We start from the raw sequence: 15031 nt of genomic DNA on the forward strand, positions 1-15031 counted from the left end.
ATACCAAATTGACGATTTGAATGGCAAAGATATATATCTACATATAAGGAGAAAAATAACATGAGAAATATTGCAATCGTTAGTGCTAAACGCACACCAATTGGAAGATACAAAGGTAAGTTACGAGACTATTCAGCAGTTGAACTAGGAACAGCAGCTTTAAAAGCAGCAGTAGAAGCTATTGATATTGATCCAAGTACAATTCAACAAGTCATTTTTGGTAACGTTCTTCAAAGTGGGGTTGGTCAAAATCCAGCACGTCAAATTGCTATTAAAGCTGGGTTACCTAACACGCCACCGGCAATGACAATAAACGAGGTATGTGGTTCAGGCCTTAAAGCAATTATTTTAGGCAAGCAATTAATACAATTAGGCGAAGCAAAAGTTGTGGCAGTTGGTGGTGTTGAAAGTATGACAAATGCACCACAGTTGATTTTAAAAGAAGGACAAGACCCTGTAGAAAGTTTTATGCATGATGGTTTAACCGATGCTTTCCATTATGTTCCAATGGGTGTGACTGCTGAAAACATTGCAGAAAAATATCATATTAGTCGAGAAATGCAAGATGCGTTCGCTAATCAATCACAACAAAAGGCGCATCAGGCTACAATAAATGGAAAATTTAATAATGAAATAGTGCCTCTAATCGATGCTGAAGGTAATGAAATGACTTCAGATGAAGGTATTCGTGCTAATAGTAGTGTTGAGAAATTAGCTACGTTAAAAACAATATTTAAAGAGCAAGGTACGGTCACAGGTGGCAATGCTTCTAGTATAAATGATGGATCGTCTGCACTTATCTTGATGGAAGAAAGTTATGCTAAAGCACATGGATTCGAGATACTTGGCTTGATAGGTGACTACGCTGAAGTTGGTTGCGATCCACAATATATGGGCTATGCTCCATTCTATGCTGTTGAAAAATTATTAGAAAAAACTCAGCGTCATATTGATCAAGTAGATATTGTAGAAATGACAGAGGCGTTTGCAGCACAAAGTATTCCAGTTAAAGATAATTTGCATATTCCGGATGATAAATTAAATATATATGGTGGTGCAATTGCACTTGGTCATCCGATTGGCGCAAGTGGTGCAAGGTTAGTGACAACATTGGTAAACGCATTGGCGCAAGAAGAAAAGCAAACGGGTGTAGCTACTGCTTGTATTGGTGGCGGCCTAGGTATTGCGCTAATGATTGAAAAAGGGGAATCATAAGCATGACGAGCTTAAGTAAAGATTTTCGACATTTAACGCGATCACAGAAGTTAAATCAGTTAGAAACACATGGTTGGATAACATCAGAAACACATGATATTCTGCTTAATCATCCACTTATCGATGAGGATATAGCAAATAGTTTAATAGAAAATGTGATAGGACAGGGAACTTTACCTGTAGGTCTTTTGCCTAAGATTATTGTGGATGATAAGGAATATGTTGTGCCTATGATGGTAGAAGAACCATCTGTTGTTGCAGCAGCAAGCTATGGCGCTAAACTCATCAATCGAACAGGAGGATTTAAAACGATAATCAGTGAACGATTGATGATTGGTCAAATTGTCTTCGATAACGTTAAAGATACCGCTTCTTTAGCCACTTTGATTAAACAGCTAGAATCTCAGATTAAAGCGATTGCAGATGAATCCTATCCTTCAATGATTGCTCGAGGGGGTGGCTATCGCCGACTTGATATTGATACTTTCCCTCAAGATGGATTCTTGTCTTTAAAAATATTTGTCGATACTAAGGATGCTATGGGTGCTAATATGTTGAATACGATATTAGAAGGTATCACGAATTATTTAAAACATGAATTTCCAGAACATGATATCTTGATGAGCATTTTATCTAATCATGCGACAGCATCTGTTGTAAAGGTACAGGGTGAAATTGATGTTGAAGATTTAAATCGTGGTGATTATCGTGGTGAAGAAGTTGCTAAGCGTATGGAACGTGCTTCAGTCTTGGCACAAGTAGATATACATCGTGCTGCAACACATAATAAAGGCGTCATGAATGGCATACATGCTGTTGTATTAGCGACTGGTAATGATACTCGTGGCGCAGAGGCAAGTGTTCACGCATACGCAAGTCGTGCCGGACAGTATAGAGGTGTTGCGACTTGGCAATATCATCGACAACGTCAAAAGCTAATTGGAACAATAGAAGTACCTATGACATTGGCAACGGTAGGCGGTGGCACCAAAGTACTACCTATTGCTAAGGCATCATTGGAATTATTGAATGTTGGCTCGGCTCAAGAATTAGGACATGTGGTTGCTGCAGTAGGATTAGCGCAAAACTTTTCGGCATGTCGCGCATTAGTATCAGAAGGTATTCAACAAGGTCACATGAGCTTGCAATATAAATCATTGGCTATTGTTGTAGGAGCTAAAGGTGATGAAATTCAGCAAGTTGCAAATGAACTAAAAAAGACAGATCGTGCTAATACAACTGTTGCAACACAAATATTAAAGCAATTACGTCGTAACGATGAATTGAAATAGATGGGCACATGATGTTGTAAAATATCATAATAGATAAAATAAGAACGGCAATTTCTAAGTGATTTCAATAGAAATTACCGTTCTTATTATGGTAACTGTAGTTGTGTCCTTAATAAGCTTGTATTCACGTATTAATAGATGTAGTTATAATGACGTGCTGACCCTTTACTAATAGTTCGAGTGCCATATGCTAGTGGACGATTGTAGTTATATTCAGAAATAACGATGCTTCCGTTGCGATTAACACGTTCTACGATGGCAACATGCCCATAATAGCCTGCAGTTGATTGCATGACTGCGTATCGACGTGGTTTATGACCTGTAGCATATCCAGAACGTTTTGCGTTTTTGTACCAAGTTTTCGCATTCCCCCAACGATTAGAAACCGGTTTACCAACTTGCGCACGACGTTTGAAAGCCCACCATGTACATTGATGTTTATTGTAATAATTATATGATGCAGCATGTGAAACGTGAGTTTGTTCAACGCTTTGGTACGTGAAAGTACCAACAAATAAAATGCTTGTAGATAAGACAATACTTGTGAATAATTTTTTGAAATTCATTTTTATTTGCGTCTCCTAATATACAATAGTTTTTATTAACCGTAATTATCATATTATTTTAAAAGGTATAAGACAATATAAGAAACCATTTATATAACTAAATGTAATGTCTCTGCAATATTATATTTCATCCTGTAATCGTATTAATAAATTAACTTCATACTTCATTTAAGATTTACAAATAATGTGTGTACTTAGCTTATAAAATAAGCACAAAGATGATTTAGGTCAAACCATCTTTGTGCTATTATTCTGGGATTGAGATCCCAGCTTTGCATGGTGAGATGAATATTTCCATGTTATATAGAAATCATACATTAGTGAATTGGTTAAAAACAGATAATGCCCGTTTTATACTTGTCACAGGTATGTTTTCAGGACACGGATTTTCACGAAAATATGACATAATTACTAATTGGCTCTTCACGTCTCTAGGAAATTCGGTATCTTGATTCATCCAAGCAACCAATTCACCTAATGGTGTGTCATCACCAACAAAATTTTGCATAAATTCGTAAAAGCTCAATACATCACCTCGATTTTCAAATTGAGCCTTTTTGAGTATAACATGATTTATCAAACTGAAACACAACAATTTTAAATTGAAAAATTATGACTGACTACTATATAAAGTTGCATTTATTTTAGAATGTTGTTTCATGTATAATAGGCTTAAATGATAGTGGGAGGTTGCATAGTGGATATTAAGCATATGAAATATTTTGTTGAAGTAGTGAAGCAAGGTGGGATGACTAACGCCTCTAAAGCGCTTTTTATTGCACAGCCAACAATTAGTAAGGCCATTAAAGATATTGAATCAGAATTAGAAATGCCATTGTTTGATCGTAAAAATAGGCAGCTTATTTTGACTGATGCTGGGCAAATTTTCTATAAAAAAAGTGAAGAAATTCTTAATTTATATAGTACAATTCCCGCGGAGATGAAAGGGTTATCGCAACTAGATTCTGGACATATTAATATAGGCATGTCTGCTGTAATGAACGTTAACCATTTTATTCGTATTTTAGGAGAGTTTCATCAACTCTATCCGAACGTAACATACAATTTAAATGAACATGGTGGCAAATACATTGAAGAAAATTTAGATAAAGGTACTTTGGATATCGGCATTACCACCCTCCCTGTAGATGCACATAGATTCAATTCATTGGCACTGTATAAAGAAGAACTCGTTCTAGTTGTTAGTAAAGATCATCCCTTTGCACAACAGGAGTCTGTTTTGATGAGTGATTTAAAGGATGAAGATTTTATCTTATTTAATGAGGATTTTTATTTGAATGATAAAATTATTGAAGCGGCTAAAAATAATGGTTTTATTCCACATGCAATATCTAACATTTCGCAATGGAAGTTTATTGAAGATTTATTAATTGCACATCTGGGAGTAAGTATTTTACCGAAAAGTATTGTAAATATGTTGAGTGATCGCATTAGCAGCGTTAATATTAAAAATCCTACCATGATTTGGGAATTGGGTGTAATTTGGATGAAAGATAAGACACTTAGTCATGCAACTAAACGCTGGGTAGATTTTATGCAAGCACATTTAAAATAATATGAAAACTTACGAAACGCATTGGAGCTAAAGTGGGCTCTGTGCGTTTTTTATTGTAACTAAATAAACAGTATATAGAGAGCGCTTCCATAGAAAAAAGTAATACATAACATATAAAAACAATATTTTTATAATAGGTAAAATTGAATTAAAATTAATTATATGAGCAAAAATTGCTGTAACAATTTAGACAAATTTATAGAAAGGAATGATGAAAGTGAATTATGCATATTTTACGGCCAAGTTATTGCTTCAAATAGCTATTATAATGGGAGTCAGTTATTTAGGTAATGTTCTTCAACAACTATTTCATATTCCTTTAGCAGGCAGTATTGTAGGCCTCATTTTATTTTATTTTTTACTTCAGTTCAAAATTATTAAATTACAATGGGTGAAAGACGGGTCAGACTTCTTTCTTAAATCAATGGTCTTTTTCTTTATACCCTCTGTAGTCGGTATTATGGATATCGTGTCTAATATTAACTTTAATTATGTCATCTTTTTCTTCGTTATTATAATAGGAACAAGTTTGGTTGCGTTAATCTCAGGCTATATTGCAGAGACCATGGTCAAAAAGCCCATGACCGGGAAAGGAAATAGTAAATGACAACATTTTTTCAAGCAACTGCAATGATTTTAATTACAATTATTATGTACTTAGGAGCTAAATGGGTACAACATCGGTTTAATAATAATCCGTTTTTAAATCCAGCACTTATTGGCTCAATTGGAGTTATTGCTATCTTATTAATTTTAGGAATGAATTATAAGTCTTACATGATCGGTGGTCAATGGATTAATCATCTATTAAATGCTACAGTTGTTTGTCTCGCATATCCCCTATATGAAAATAGACATAAAATTAAACAGTATTTATCAATTATATTTTCAAGCGTGATGGCTGGCGTCATATTAAATTTTGTGTTAGTCTTTGTTTCGTTGAAATTACTGGGCTTTTCTAAAGAAGCTATAGTGACATTACTACCAAGATCTATCACTGCAGCAGTAGGCATCGAAGTTTCACAAGAATTAGGCGGTGTTGATACAGTTACAGTTATGTTTATTATAACTACTGGGTTAATTGGTAGTATTTTAGGTTCTATGCTGCTTAAGTTTGGCGGATTTCAAACCTCTATTGCCAAAGGCTTAACATATGGGAATGCATCACATGCTTTTGGTACCGCCAAAGCCCTTGAGCTAGACCATGAATCTGGCGCTTTTAGCTCCATTGGAATGATATTAACGGCTGTTATCAGTTCGATTTTAATACCAGTAATGATTATTTTGTTTTATTAAAGGGAATATAACATTTATTCATACTAGTTAAGAAAGGGGCTATTTTGAAAAATGGCGAAAATTAAAGCAAATGAAGCATTAGTGAGAGCATTACAAGCTTGGGATATTGACCATTTATATGGGATTCCAGGTGATTCAATCGATGCTGTTGTAGATAATTTACGTACAGTGAGAGATGCTTTTAAATTCTATCATGTCCGTCACGAAGAGGTTGCAAGTTTAGCGGCGGCTTCTTACACTAAAATGACAGGTAAAATTGGGGTTGCCTTAAGTATTGGTGGTCCAGGTGTTGTTCACTTACTAAACGGAATGTATGATGCGAAATTAGATGGAGTACCGCAATTAATTTTAGCAGGTCAAACAAACAGTAGTTTGTTAGGCACGAAAGCATTCCAAGAAACAAATATTACTGACATGGTATCAGATGTATCTGTTTACAGTCATCAAATCCAAAAAGGAGACAATGTCTTTGAAGTTGTTAATGAAGCAATTCGTACGGCATATGAGAAAAAAGGCGTAGCGGTTGTTATTTGTCCTAATGATTTATTAAATGACAAAATCAAAGATACGACACATAAAGCTGTTGATACAATGCGTCCAAAAGCACCATCTCCAAAACCTCGTGCAGTTAAAAAAGCAGCTAAACTTATTAATAAAAGTAAGAAACCAGTCATGCTTGTTGGTGTAGGTGCACAAAATGCGCGTGAAGAATTACGTGAGTTTGTGGAAGCAGCCAAAATACCAGTTATCCACACTCTACCTGCGAAAACAGTTATTCCTGATGATCATCCATATAGTATTGGTAATTTAGGTAAAATTGGTACGAAAACATCATATCAAACGATGCAAGATGCGGATTTATTGATTATGGTAGGGACAAACTATCCATATGTAGATTATTTACCGAAGAAAAATATCAAAGCGATTCAAATTGATACTAATCCTGAAATTATTGGACATCGTTTTGACATCAATGTAGGTATTGTTGGGGACAGTAAAGTTGCGCTACATCAACTAACTGAAACAATTAAACATGTGCCAAAACGTGCATTTTTAGATAAAACATTAGAACGTAAAGCCGTATGGGATAAATGGATGGATCAAGATATGCGTAATGAGAGCAGCCCTATCCGTCCTGAACGTTTAATGCGTTCGATTAGTGAATATAAAAATGACGATGCCATTTTTTCTATTGATGTTGGTACTTCAACAGTATGGTCAACACGTTATTTAAATCTTTCTGTAAATAATAAATTTATTATTTCAAGTTGGCTCGGCACAATGGGTTGTGGTTTACCAGGTGCAATTGCTGCAAAAATTGCATATCCAAAACGTCAAGCGATAGCTATCGTGGGTGATGGTGCATTCCAAATGGTAATGCAAGACTTTGCTACAGCTGTTCAATATGATTTGCCGATGACTATTTTTGTAATGAACAACAAACAATTATCATTTATTAAATATGAACAACAAGCTGCAGGAGAATTAGAATATGCGATTGATTTCTCAGATATGAATCATGCTAAGTTTGCTGAGGCTGCTGGTGGTAAAGGTTATGTCTTAAAAGATCCAAACCTAATTGATGATGTGGTCCAAGCTGCGTTAGCAGAAAATCAACCAACAATTGTTGATGTGCATGTAGATCCTAACGCTGCACCACTACCAGGTAAAATCGTTAATGATGAAGCACTTGGTTATGGTAAATGGGCATATCGTTCAGTTACAGAAGATAAACATCTTGATTTAGATCAAATTCCGCCTATTTCAGTAGCTGTGAAACGATTCTTGTAATAAGTAAAGATAAAGAAGCCTAGGACATTATGAACTGATATGTTGCTTTCAAAGTAGATATTGAAGGCAGCAAGTCATCATTTTGTTCTAGGCTCTTATTATATATAGGCAGTAGTTGACTGGATTGAAAATAGGCTGATAGCAAGCTTTTTCAATCCCAGTCGCGCGCCCTTTTTATTTATGGTTGAGTGATATCATTTTCAATCAGTAATTTAATTGCTTTGTGATCCGTTGCATTTCTAAATAAATCATAAGCATTTTCTATTTCACTTAATTTACTATAATGAGTGACAAGCTTTTCTGGTTCGATGACTTTAGTTGTTAATGCTTCTAATAACTCTTCAGTTGTATTAGCTGATACTAAACCAGTTGTAACGTTTATATTTTTAATCCATAATTTATCGATATCAAATTGAACTGGCAAGCCATGGACACCAACGTTAGCGATTGTGCCATCCACACCAATCAATTTTTGACATAAATCAAATGTTTGAGGGATACCTACAGCTTCAATAGCAACATCTACACCACGACGATTTAATTCTTTCACTTTTTTAATCGCTTCTTCAGTATGCGTTGAATTAATTGTATGCGTCGCACCAAGTGATTTAGCTGTAGCTAAACGGTTGTCATCTAAGTCGAGCATGATGATTTTTGAAGGAGAGAAGAACTGAGCGGTTAGTAAAGCTGCTAAACCAACAGGTCCGGCTCCAACAATAGCAACGGTGCTGCCTGGTTTAACTTTACCTTTTAATACACCAATTTCGTAACCAGTTGGTAAAATATCTGAAAGCATCACCAATGCTTCATCTGGTAACGACTCAGGTGCATGATATAGTGAATTGTCTGCGAAAGGTACTCTGACATATTCTGCTTGTGTACCATTAATTAAATGGCCTAAAATCCAACCACCGTCATTTTCACAATGGGCATAGATTCCTTTTTTACAGTAATAACATTTACCACATGATGATATACAAGACACAATAACTTTGTCGCCGACTTTAAAGTTGTTAACATTTGAACCAACAGATTCAACAATACCGATACCTTCGTGGCCTAATGTTGTATTTTTAGGAACTTCAGGTGTATCGCCTTTTATGATATGCAAATCTGTGCCACAAATCGTCGTTTTGACCATTCTAATAATCGCATCTGTACTTTCTGTAACTACAGGCTTTTCTTTGTCAATAAGTTTAGCTACACCAGGTTTTTCATAATTATAAGCTTTCATAAATAAAACCTCCAATCAAAATGTGAAAATTCTCACAATTATTATACCATCTTTTCCATTATAAATGTATTTATTTGTAGTGAAATATAATAAATTATATATACTTTTGCGATATGTTGTGAGCTGTTTTTTGGAACTAAAACTCAAGTAGATGAAATTTAAGTGCCGACGACTTAAAATAGAGATATATTATTATTTAAGGAGTGTGTGTAATGACTGAAGAAGGTTTATTAGTAGTTGAAAATGATATTGAAGTTAATGGTTACGATATTGATGCGATGGGCATTGTAAGTAACATTGTTTATATAAGATGGTTTGAAGATTTACGTACGATATTTATTAATCAATACATGAATTATTCAGAAATGATGAAACAGGGTATTTCACCAATATTAATGAAGACAGAAGTGGAATATAAAGTGCCTATTACTATTCATGATAAACCAGTAGGACGATGTTGGTTTATGAAAAGTGGTCGCACAAAATGGATTTTTAAATTTGAAATTGCGTCTGCGGATCGTGTTCATTGTGTAGGATACCAAACTGGATGTTTTTATGATTTAGATAAACAGAAAATCACTAAAATGCCCACAGTTTTTCAAAAAATATTAAAATAAGTAACTGTGTGCATCATAAACATGGGGTGAACATCGTGTATGAAAACTTAACAAATATTTATGAATACCGAAAATTTGTTGACGCTAATCAACTATGCGTCTTACATGTAATGAAGTCAGGTTGCAGCGTCTGTTATGCTGTACTGCCACAATTAGATGACTTAATACAACAATTCCCCCGTGTTAAATTAGGGGTGATTAATCAGAACAAAGTTGAAGATATCACTAGGCAGTTATCTATATTCACAGTGCCGGTAGATCTAATCTTCTTCCAAGGTAAGGAAGTGCATAGACAAGCACGTTTCATAGACATGCAAAGATTTGAGCGTCAACTGGTAGAATTAAATGATAATATAGAGTATAAATAAAACAGTTTATTACATAAATGTAATGGACTAAATTGCAGCGCTAAAATCTTTTTCTCAGGTATGGCTTTCGCCATATCATACGGCGTATTGATTTATAAACATACTAAGATGAGCTATGAATAAATCTGAGACGATTGATTTATTCATAGCTATTTTTTATAGTTATATAGTCTGTAACATCATTATGTTTTAGGCTATAAACACTATATTGGCAGTCGTTGACTGGATTGGAAATAGGATGATAGCAAGCTTTTTTCAATCCTAGCCAACCTTGCCAGGGCGGGATTACGAATTCATAATGAATGCTGTCACGCGCCCTATTATTTGGGGATATATTCCAGTATATTTATCTTTCCTTATTTCTTGAATTTTTCTATTAATGCATCTGCACGTTGTTGATAGTCATGAATAACAGCTGCCGATTGTTGTAGCTGATATTGTTCTTCTTCTGTGAGTTTGAGTTCAATAACTTGTTGTGCACCTGCACCATTGATGCGTGTTGGTGTACCTATATATAAATCAGTGAGACCATATTCTCCTTCAACATAGCTAGAGACGTTTAAAATGATATTTTGATTATTTAAAATTGCTTCAACAACACGTAAAATGCCGAGTGCTACGCCAAAGCAAGTTGTGCCTTTACGTACATAGATATCATAGCCAACGTTTTTAGTGATTTCAGTAATTCGGTGTACTTCAGCATCAACGTTATTACCGTAGCGTTGTTGTAACATCGGTAAAACTGGTTCTCCAGCAACGCGTGCATGAGACCATACAGCAATTTGAGAATCACCATGTTCACCTACAACAGGCGCATAAACACTTTGAGGTGCAACATTTAGTGCTTGACCAATATAATATTGGAATCGTGACGAATCAAGCAATGTTCCAGTTCCAATAACTTTTGATTTGGGAAATCCAGATACTTTTTTCACGACATAGCTCATAATATCAACAGGATTTGACGGTAATATAATATGGCCATCAAACCCTTGATCTACAATCTTTTGCACCATTGGCACAAAGATTTCTACATTATCCTCTAATAATTTGAGACGTGTTTCTCCTTTTGGTAAAGATGCGCTCGCACAGATAACGATAATATCTGCATCTTGACAGTCACTATAATCACCAATATAAACGTTGACGGGTTTGTGACTGAAAGGGGTAGTATGATTTAAATCCCAAACGTCAGCCTCAGCCTTTTCAGTGTCAATGTCGATAATAGCAAGTTCATCGGCTGATCCATGTGATACTAGGGCGTAAGCGAAGGAAGAACCTACATGTCCGCTACCAATTAAGACAATTTTATTTCTTTTCATCAAATTAAGCCTCCTCATTATTGAAATGGTTATAACATAAAGTTAATTAGTTCGATTTTATCATTAATTTTATAAAAATAAAATATGATACTACTAACTTTGGTTTATTGTATCGTGCAATAACTACATGTTACGGTGGTAGACATCTGAAATTAATGAATCATCTCTTTAAAGGTCGCCAATATGCTACTATTTACTTCACATTATCATCTTAAAACCATGTACTAATGAAATTCATTAAAATAATCGTCAAAAATGTATTAAACTAGAAATGTAACATATAGGAAGGAGCTTCTTAATGAAAAAACAATTGATTAGCATATTATGTTCCACAGTGCTTGGAACACTGGTTTTTGCTAAATTTAGAGAAAAAAGAAGTTATCGAAGCTTTTTATTTGAACAATATTTGCGCTTAACTAGAGTGAGAAAACCTTTTGAATCAGTGGAAAACGCCAAAGAAGCTATAGAAGAAATGAAAGATATAACGGCAGGAAAATATAGTGGAACGAGGTATGAATTTAAACATTCAGTTACTATTAAAGATGACAGTGGCTCAATTGTATATATCATTAATGATCATCAAGATATTACACAACAAACGATTCTTTATATTCACGGTGGTGCATGGTTTCAAGATCCACTTGAACAACATTTTGACTTTATCGATACCTTAGCAGGCTGTTTAAATGCTAAAGTTGTGATGCCCGTTTATCCGAAAGTGCCACACCGTGATTATCGTACGACATTTAGTTTATTGTATCGACTTTATGATAAGTTATTGACTACGGTTAAGAATCCAGAACAACTCATTCTTATGGGAGATTCGGCAGGAGGACAAATTGCCTTATCATTTGCACAATATTTAAAAGAAGAGACGACGTATGCGCAACCAGGACATATTATTTTGATATCACCAGTATTGGATGGCACATTTAGCAACCCAGATACTCAAAAATATGAAAAAGTAGATCCAATGGTTGCCATTGATGGAACAAAATATTTTATTAAATTGTGGGCAGGAAAAACAGCTATTAAAGATTATAAAATATCTCCAATTAATGGCACGTTACAAGGGCTTGGCAAAATTTCAATCTTTATCGATACTAAAGAAACTTTATATCCTGATGCACTACGTTTATCTAAATTGTTAAATCAACAAGGCATTCTTCACGACTTCTATCCAGGTTACAATTTATTTCATATCTATCCGATTTTTCCAATTCCTGAACGAGAAAAATTCTTTGCACAAGTGATAACAATTATCAAATAGACATGTAATTATAAAGCAACTTCAACCTATCAGTTATCAAGATAAGAAGAAGTTGCTTTTTTAGGTTGGGTAATTAATTTGAAGGTATTATCATCATTGATTTGGGATATCATAGTGTGAGAAAGCCAATTGTTTTGATTACTGTGATTTAGAGAGTGATTAGAAGTGCCATTAGATGTATCAGATTTTGCTGCCTCTTTGTAATGATTAATATAGCGATGATCGGTATCAAGTACAGAATTGCTCATATCATTTCCTTGTAAACTACCAATGAGAATTAATGCAAGATAAGTTGTACATGCGATAAAAACGGTTCCTAGATAAATGCTAATCACTATTTTTCTAGACTTAGCCATTTTGTTCCTCCTAAGATTTCATCCTTAAATTTAAGTCATCATTCTAATCCCATTTAACTCATGTTTAACGTAACATATCATCTTTAAGATAATGTAAAGGTTAAGTAAATATTTTTTATTTGATTAATTACTATATTAAACAAAGTTATCTTTGTAGTTTTTACTTAAAAACAATTTAAATAGAAACGATTTTATTTGATTGAAAATTTACAAATATTAATTTATACTTAACAAAAAATTAAAGTTTTTAAAACGCGCTCAACAACCGTTTGATAATATTAGGCGTATTGGGAGGGTTCTTAATGCAAGATGTTTTCATCTTAAAAGAAAATTAAGTTGATCTATACATATTGAGATAGAGTGTTGTGACTTGTTCAACACACTAAAAACAGCATAGGTGGCATAACGGGAATGTACGAAGTGAAAAACATCGTCGAAGTTATGACCGCCTTTTCACTTATCTACCTATTTATTACAGCTAGTAGAAAATCAAGGAAAGAGGTACATAATATTGATTCTCATTATAATTTGCGTCTCGCTTATATTATGGTTAGGAATTAAAGAAAAACGGCGTCATACCAACCGACTTAATAAAATTCCAGTGCGAATTAATATTAACGGTATAAGAGGTAAATCAACAATCACACGGATGGTTTACAGTGTTCTACGTGAAGATCACATTAGAGTTGTAGGTAAGACAACTGGTACGGATGCCAGAATGCTGTATTGGTTTACAGATAAAGAATATCCAGTCATTCGAAAGCCACAAGGAGCTAATATTGGGGAACAAAGAGACATTATCCGTAAAGTGGTAAAACAACGTGCAACGGCACTTGTTAATGAATGTATGGCAGTTAATCCAGATTATCAAATCACGTTTCAAAATGATTTAGTTATGGCCAATATTGGTGTCATTGTTAATGTTATGGAAGACCATATGGATGTTTTAGGACCAACGTTGCAAGATGTGGCGCAAGCTTTCACTGCAACAATTCCATATAACGGCAAATTAGTCGTAATGCAAGATAAGTATACTAAATTTTTTGCTAAAGAAGCACGCAAGCGCAAAACAGAGTTAATTGTTGTTGATAAAGAAAAAGTACCAGAGTCCTATTTGAGAAAATTTGACTATCTTGTCTTTCCAGATAATGTGGCGATTACTTTAGGTGTAGCGCAGGCTTTAGGTATTGATCAACAAACAGCACTGCAAGGTATGCTTAACGCACCACCTGATCCTGGTGCGGTAGAAATTAAATATTTCCAAGCAAATAGCACAACAAACGTCTTTGTTAATGCATTTGCCGCTAACGAACCACAATCTACGAAAGCGATTTTAAATAAAGTGGAAAGTTACGATTATCCATACAGCAAGAAGATTGTAATTTTAAACTGTCGCTCAGACAGAGTGGATAGAACGAGACAATTCGTTGAAAACTTTATTGCTGAAGTAGATTATGACACACTCATTTGCACTGGAAAGAGTACGCAAATGGTGACAGATAAGATGCAATCACAACCTAATAAACGCTATTTGAATTTAGAAGGTGCCCCGTTTGCAGACATAGAAAGAACGATTCTTAAAGAATCACAACATGCCCTTGTATTTTGTGTCGGCAACATTCATGGACCAGGTGGAAGAATAGCAGAATTTATAGAAGGGATAGAATAAAATGATAGGTTCAGAATTATATTTTTCCTTATTTGTAGGAATTGTGCTTAGTTTGATTTTTGCTGAAAAATTTGGAATTAATCCAGCAGGGCTTGTTGTACCAGGCTACCTAGCACTTATCTTTGATGAGCCCATCATGTTATTATCAGTGCTCGTCATTAGCTGCTTAACTTATTTTATTGTGACATTTGGCATAAGCAAATGGGTCATTTTATATGGTAGACGAAAATTTGCAGCGATGATTTTAACGGGAATGGTATTAAAATTTATCTTTGATTTAATTTATCCAATAACCCCGTTTGAAGTCGTAGAAGTATCAGGCATAGGTGTTGTTATACCAGGAATAATTGCGAATACAATTCAAAAACAAGGTGTCGTAATTACCTTATCAACGACAATGTTATTAACTTGTATCACTTATGTCATCTTGTTCTTATATAGCTTTATTAATTAATTACG

At 34.5% G+C, this 15031-nt stretch carries 16 protein-coding genes; 11 read left to right on the plus strand and 5 right to left on the minus strand.

The annotated features are described in order from the left end of the window. Nucleotides 1–60: 60 nt before the first annotated feature. The gene (locus HMPREF2597_RS08940) at nucleotides 61–1215 is read left to right on the plus strand and encodes a thiolase family protein (RefSeq protein WP_070817275.1); all 1155 of its coding nucleotides are present in this window, start codon (nucleotides 61–63) and stop codon (nucleotides 1213–1215) included. Nucleotides 1216–1217: 2 nt separating this feature from the next. Continuing rightward, on the plus strand, nucleotides 1218–2507 hold the full coding sequence (locus tag HMPREF2597_RS08945; protein WP_002478598.1) for a hydroxymethylglutaryl-CoA reductase, degradative: 1290 nt from the start codon (nucleotides 1218–1220) through the stop codon (nucleotides 2505–2507). A 131-nt stretch (nucleotides 2508–2638) separates the two neighbouring features. Here HMPREF2597_RS08945 and HMPREF2597_RS08950 read toward each other — a convergent pair whose 3' ends face one another. Together HMPREF2597_RS08950 and HMPREF2597_RS08955 are read right to left on the minus strand one after the other, a co-directional pair. After that, nucleotides 2639–3073 carry a CHAP domain-containing protein gene (locus HMPREF2597_RS08950; RefSeq protein WP_002460471.1) on the minus strand — a complete coding sequence of 145 codons (435 nt, stop codon included), beginning with the start codon at nucleotides 3071–3073 and terminating at the stop codon, nucleotides 2639–2641. 310 nt (nucleotides 3074–3383) lie between these two features. Next, entirely contained in the window at nucleotides 3384–3599 is a 216-nt protein-coding gene (locus tag HMPREF2597_RS08955; protein WP_002478599.1) for a sterile alpha motif-like domain-containing protein, read from the minus strand. 171 nt (nucleotides 3600–3770) lie between these two features. Here HMPREF2597_RS08955 and HMPREF2597_RS08960 point away from each other — a divergent pair, with 171 nt between their 5' ends. From HMPREF2597_RS08960 to HMPREF2597_RS08975, 4 genes are all read left to right on the plus strand, one after another. Then, the gene (locus HMPREF2597_RS08960; protein ID WP_002478600.1) at nucleotides 3771–4649 is read left to right on the plus strand and encodes a cidABC operon transcriptional activator CidR; all 879 of its coding nucleotides are present in this window, start codon (nucleotides 3771–3773) and stop codon (nucleotides 4647–4649) included. A 217-nt stretch (nucleotides 4650–4866) separates the two neighbouring features. After that, a complete protein-coding gene (locus HMPREF2597_RS08965) occupies nucleotides 4867–5256 on the plus strand; it encodes a CidA/LrgA family protein (protein WP_002478601.1) in 390 nt (129 codons plus the stop codon). Then, nucleotides 5253–5945, plus strand: a complete 693-nt coding sequence (locus HMPREF2597_RS08970) for an LrgB family protein (RefSeq protein ID WP_002460467.1) — start codon at nucleotides 5253–5255, stop codon at nucleotides 5943–5945. Before HMPREF2597_RS08965 ends, HMPREF2597_RS08970 begins: the two co-directional genes overlap by 4 nt. 51 nt (nucleotides 5946–5996) lie before the next feature. Further along, a complete protein-coding gene (locus HMPREF2597_RS08975) occupies nucleotides 5997–7736 on the plus strand; it encodes a pyruvate oxidase (protein ID WP_002478603.1) in 1740 nt (579 codons plus the stop codon). A gap of 178 nt (nucleotides 7737–7914) precedes the next feature. Here the strand turns inward: HMPREF2597_RS08975 and HMPREF2597_RS08980 are convergent, their stop codons facing one another. Further along, entirely contained in the window at nucleotides 7915–8970 is a 1056-nt protein-coding gene (locus tag HMPREF2597_RS08980; protein WP_002478604.1) for a zinc-dependent alcohol dehydrogenase family protein, read from the minus strand. A 212-nt stretch (nucleotides 8971–9182) separates the two neighbouring features. Here HMPREF2597_RS08980 and HMPREF2597_RS08985 point away from each other — a divergent pair, with 212 nt between their 5' ends. Then, nucleotides 9183–9587: an acyl-CoA thioesterase gene (locus tag HMPREF2597_RS08985; RefSeq protein ID WP_002478605.1), complete on the plus strand. Its 405-nt coding sequence runs from the start codon at nucleotides 9183–9185 to the stop codon at nucleotides 9585–9587. 35 nt (nucleotides 9588–9622) lie between these two features. Further along, complete coding sequence (locus HMPREF2597_RS08990) at nucleotides 9623–9955, plus strand: thioredoxin family protein (protein WP_002492415.1); 333 nt, start codon at nucleotides 9623–9625, stop codon at nucleotides 9953–9955. A 356-nt stretch (nucleotides 9956–10311) separates the two neighbouring features. Here HMPREF2597_RS08990 and HMPREF2597_RS08995 read toward each other — a convergent pair whose 3' ends face one another. Then, a complete protein-coding gene (locus tag HMPREF2597_RS08995) occupies nucleotides 10312–11277 on the minus strand; it encodes an L-lactate dehydrogenase (protein ID WP_002478606.1) in 966 nt (321 codons plus the stop codon). Nucleotides 11278–11575: 298 nt separating this feature from the next. Here HMPREF2597_RS08995 and HMPREF2597_RS09000 point away from each other — a divergent pair, with 298 nt between their 5' ends. Beyond that, a complete protein-coding gene (locus tag HMPREF2597_RS09000) occupies nucleotides 11576–12547 on the plus strand; it encodes an alpha/beta hydrolase fold domain-containing protein (protein WP_070817276.1) in 972 nt (323 codons plus the stop codon). Nucleotides 12548–12576: 29 nt separating this feature from the next. On the opposite strand, the gene HMPREF2597_RS09005 is transcribed toward HMPREF2597_RS09000, so the two are convergent. Further along, entirely contained in the window at nucleotides 12577–12903 is a 327-nt protein-coding gene (locus HMPREF2597_RS09005; protein ID WP_002478608.1) for a hypothetical protein, read from the minus strand. 511 nt (nucleotides 12904–13414) lie between these two features. On the opposite strand from HMPREF2597_RS09005, the gene pgsB reads away from it, so the two are divergent. Further along, nucleotides 13415–14572: a poly-gamma-glutamate synthase PgsB gene (gene pgsB / locus HMPREF2597_RS09010; protein ID WP_002478610.1), complete on the plus strand. Its 1158-nt coding sequence runs from the start codon at nucleotides 13415–13417 to the stop codon at nucleotides 14570–14572. Between the two features lies 1 nt (nucleotide 14573). Next, entirely contained in the window at nucleotides 14574–15026 is a 453-nt protein-coding gene (gene pgsC / locus HMPREF2597_RS09015; RefSeq protein WP_002460457.1) for a poly-gamma-glutamate biosynthesis protein PgsC, read from the plus strand. The last annotated feature ends 5 nt before the right edge of the window (nucleotides 15027–15031 follow it).

Origin of the sequence: Staphylococcus sp. HMSC063A07, assembly GCF_001836955.1 — a bacterium.
Classification (GTDB): Bacteria; Bacillota; Bacilli; order Staphylococcales; family Staphylococcaceae; genus Staphylococcus; species Staphylococcus lugdunensis.

Coding starts and splice junctions, on each gene's coding strand:
- pgsC (WP_002460457.1), top strand. CDS start 14,574: ATGATAGGTTCAGAATTATATTTTTCCTTATTTGTAGGAATTGTGCTT.
- HMPREF2597_RS08985 (WP_002478605.1), top strand. CDS start 9,183: ATGACTGAAGAAGGTTTATTAGTAGTTGAAAATGATATTGAAGTTAAT.
- HMPREF2597_RS09005 (WP_002478608.1), bottom strand. CDS start 12,903: ATGGCTAAGTCTAGAAAAATAGTGATTAGCATTTATCTAGGAACCGTT.
- HMPREF2597_RS08980 (WP_002478604.1), bottom strand. CDS start 8,970: ATGAAAGCTTATAATTATGAAAAACCTGGTGTAGCTAAACTTATTGAC.
- HMPREF2597_RS08950 (WP_002460471.1), bottom strand. CDS start 3,073: ATGAATTTCAAAAAATTATTCACAAGTATTGTCTTATCTACAAGCATT.
- HMPREF2597_RS08940 (WP_070817275.1), top strand. CDS start 61: ATGAGAAATATTGCAATCGTTAGTGCTAAACGCACACCAATTGGAAGA.
- HMPREF2597_RS08975 (WP_002478603.1), top strand. CDS start 5,997: ATGGCGAAAATTAAAGCAAATGAAGCATTAGTGAGAGCATTACAAGCT.
- HMPREF2597_RS08995 (WP_002478606.1), bottom strand. CDS start 11,277: ATGAAAAGAAATAAAATTGTCTTAATTGGTAGCGGACATGTAGGTTCT.
- HMPREF2597_RS08945 (WP_002478598.1), top strand. CDS start 1,218: ATGACGAGCTTAAGTAAAGATTTTCGACATTTAACGCGATCACAGAAG.
- HMPREF2597_RS09000 (WP_070817276.1), top strand. CDS start 11,576: ATGAAAAAACAATTGATTAGCATATTATGTTCCACAGTGCTTGGAACA.
- HMPREF2597_RS08970 (WP_002460467.1), top strand. CDS start 5,253: ATGACAACATTTTTTCAAGCAACTGCAATGATTTTAATTACAATTATT.